Annotated in this window: 2 protein-coding genes and 1 pseudogene; all 3 read right to left on the bottom strand. The window is 72.8% G+C overall.

The window, feature by feature from the left end; genetic code table 11:
• Positions 1-106: 106 nt before the first annotated feature.
• Positions 107-1,537: an alpha/beta fold hydrolase gene (locus tag E1267_RS43275; RefSeq protein ID WP_132342061.1), complete on the bottom strand. Its 1,431-nt coding sequence runs from the start codon at positions 1,535-1,537 to the stop codon at positions 107-109.
• Positions 1,538-1,643: 106 nt separating this feature from the next.
• Entirely contained in the window at positions 1,644-2,201 is a 558-nt protein-coding gene (locus E1267_RS48165; protein ID WP_165960127.1) for a PepSY domain-containing protein, read from the bottom strand.
• Positions 2,202-2,316: 115 nt separating this feature from the next.
• Positions 2,317-2,970, bottom strand: a pseudogene (locus E1267_RS48160) (PepSY-associated TM helix domain-containing protein); the annotation flags it as partial.
• Between the last annotated feature and the right edge of the window lie 69 nt (positions 2,971-3,039).

Here is a 3,039-nt window from a genome sequence, read left to right as displayed (position 1 = left end):
GGCCCTCGCCGGGCTGCTCACCTGACGAGCTCCCTCGTCCCGGGGGTACGGACGGGTCTCGCCGTACGTCGTGGTGTGCGGCGAGGCCCGTCCCGGCCCGTGAGGGTCACGGCTTCGGCGGGTGGCAGGTGGTGCCCGCGGGCGGCAGCCGCAGGTCGGTGAGGTAGGCGTTGGCGTGCGCGATGACGCAGGCGTTGCCCGTGAGGTAGAGGCCGTGGCCGTGCCCGTCGAAGCGGACCGTCGCCGACCCCGGCACCCGGCCTACGATGTCGGCCGTGTCGTCGTGGTCGGTCCACGTGCCCGCTCCGAGGAACGGCGGCAGCCCGGACGGCAGCGGCTTGGCCGGGTTGCTCACCGGCACGGGATATCCCGTGCACCCGAGGCGGTGCCACAGCCCCATGCCGGCGAGGTTCGGCGAGACCCGCTCGCCCATCGCCCGCACGGCTCGATATTCGCGGTAGCCGCGGAAGCGCAGCCCGTCGGCGCACTGGGTGGCGTTCATGCCCACGAACGACGGCGGTTTCAGGCTGCCCACCCCTGCGTGCACGTAGTCAGCGAACCCGGCGGCGTCCCCGCGTTCGGCCTGGCGTACGGCCGCGGCGAGCTGCCGCCAGCGCGGGTACGCGGGCGCGGGCCCCGGCCCGACCAGGTTCGGCATCGCGGCCACCTGAAGGTCGAACCCGCTGTACGTGACCTTCTCCCCGTCCGGCCGGCCTTTGACGGGGATCGGCGCACGGTCCGCCTTCGCGACCAGCGTGCGCCAGCGCCCGCCCATGTCCTTGCCGCACACGTCCACCGACTCGCACCATGACACGAAACGGCCGAACTGCGCCTCGTACGTGCGATACCGGACACGCGCATCCGTCGCCGCGTCGCGCAGCTGGTTGACCGCCCCGTCGAGGTACATCGCCCGCACCCGGTGGGGGAACAGCCGGGCGTAGGCGACGGCGGGCACCCCTCCGTACGAGGTGGCGACGAAGCTCAGCCGCTTATGGCCGAGCGCGGAGCGGACGGCGTCGATGTCCTGCGCCACGGAAGCCGAGTCGAGGTGGTCGAAGAAGGCGGGGTCGAGCTTTCTGCACTCCTGGGCGCTCCGCCGCACCTTCGCTCCAAGCTTCGCGTACGCGCCGGGCGTGTCCGGCCGGGTGAGCCACGGCCCGGTGGCGAAGCACCTGACCGGCAGCCGGCCGTACGTGGTGGCGTTGCGCGGCTCGAAACTGACCACGTCGAACTGCTCGCGCAGGGCGGAGAAGGTGGCGCCCCGGTAGGACAGGTCGTCGATGCCTGACCCGCCGGGCCCGCCCGGGATGCTGAACACGGTGCCCTTGCCGGCCCCGGTCGCGGGCAGCCGGGCGATCCGCAGCGTCAGTGTGCGGCCCTGCGGCTTCTTCCAGTCGAGCGGCACCTGGATGGAGGCGCACTGCAGGTCCTTGGGCCGGTCGTCGCCCTGGCACGAACCCCATTCGACAGTGTGGGAGGAGGAGGGAACGACGGTGAGCGAGCCGAGCAGGAGGAGGCTGGTTGCTGTCAGATGCATGCCTCCAAGGCTGGCCGCCGCACCGCCGCATCTCGATCGTGCAGCGGCCCGTCCCCGAACTAGTGCCAGGACTACCTCGGGGACCAGCGCATCGACACGAGCGGGGTCAGCCGAACACGCGCGCGGCCGCCGGGATCCGGCGCAGCACCAGCCAGTCCAGCAGCAGCACCGCGACCATCGTGACGCCCGCCAGCGGGAACAGCAGGCCGAGCAGCGCCATGATGGCCATCACGCCGTACGCCGTGCGCCGGTTCGTGGCGCGGGCGGGAGCGCCGGCCCGGCCGCGCGGGCGGCGCTTCCACCACATCCACGTCCCGGTGACGACCAGCGTGATCAGGGTCAGGCAGGCGCCGAGCATGACGACCAGGTTGGCGGTGCCGTACCTGCGGCCTTCGTGCAGCGCGATGCCCTGCTCGACGGCCTTGGCCATGACGCCGTACTCGTCCCAGCCGTACGAGACGAGCACGCGGCCGCTGTACTGGTCGACGTGGAGGGTCTGCGCGGCCGACGGGTCCCGGCGGTGGTCGGTCACGATCGTGTAGACGCCGCGCGGCCCGTCGGGAAGCAGCACCTTGACGTCGCACTCGGCGGCCGGGCACTGCCTGATCCTGGGCTTGGCGGCGGTGAGGGCGGCTTCGACGGGCAGGGCGCCGGGCTGCAGCACGCCGGCCGTGCCCGGCGTGCTCGTCGCCGGACGGCGGCACGGGAAGGCGTTCCGCCGCCCAGGGCACCTTGGCGTCCGGGTGGTCGGACAGGTCGCCGGACAGGGGCGGGGCGGAGGTGTTCGGGTAGTCGTCCGCGCTCGGGGTCGTGGAGCCCGTACCGGCCTGGATGCGCTGCAGGCCGTCACCCCACACGCCCGACCACGGGAGCCCGGACAGGACGAGGAACACCACCACCGCGCCCCCGCCGACGCCGGTCACGATGTGCACGCGACGCAGCCGGCCGCGTCCCGACCTGGCGGGCTTCGTGCGGGTACGCCGGCCGCTCCACCACAGGTATGTGCCCGTGGCGACGAGGATCAGCGCCCAGCACGCGGCGATCTCCACGATCCGGTCGCCGACCGTGCCGGACATCAGTTCGCCGTGGACCGTCCGTACGACGCGCATGAACGTGGCCGAGTCGTCGATCCGGCCCACGACCTGCGCGGTCGCGGGGTCGACGTACACCGAGATGCCCTCGGCGAACGGGCCCGACTCCGAGCCCTGGAGAATGACGCGGGTGGTGCGGTCGGGGGACGTGGGCGGGATGACGGACATGACGGGCGTACCGGGAAGCGTGCTCTGCGCGGCGGCGATCTGTTCGGACAGGGGGCGGGGCGCGGTCACGGGTTCGGCGAGGGTGCGTACGTCTTGGTAGCGCCACGCCTCGAACGGCTCCTTGAACAGGTAGATCGAGCCCGTGACGGCGAGGACCAGCAGGACGGGGGCCACGAACAGACCGGCGTAGAAGTGCCAGCGCCAGACGACCCGGTACCGCTGGGAGGAGGCGGGGGAGGGTGC

It is taken from the genome of Nonomuraea longispora (assembly GCF_004348345.1).
In the GTDB taxonomy this organism is placed as follows: domain Bacteria; phylum Actinomycetota; class Actinomycetes; order Streptosporangiales; family Streptosporangiaceae; genus Nonomuraea; species Nonomuraea longispora.
Note: the sequence above shows the minus strand (reverse complement) of the source record. Positions and strands in the feature narration are given on the sequence as shown.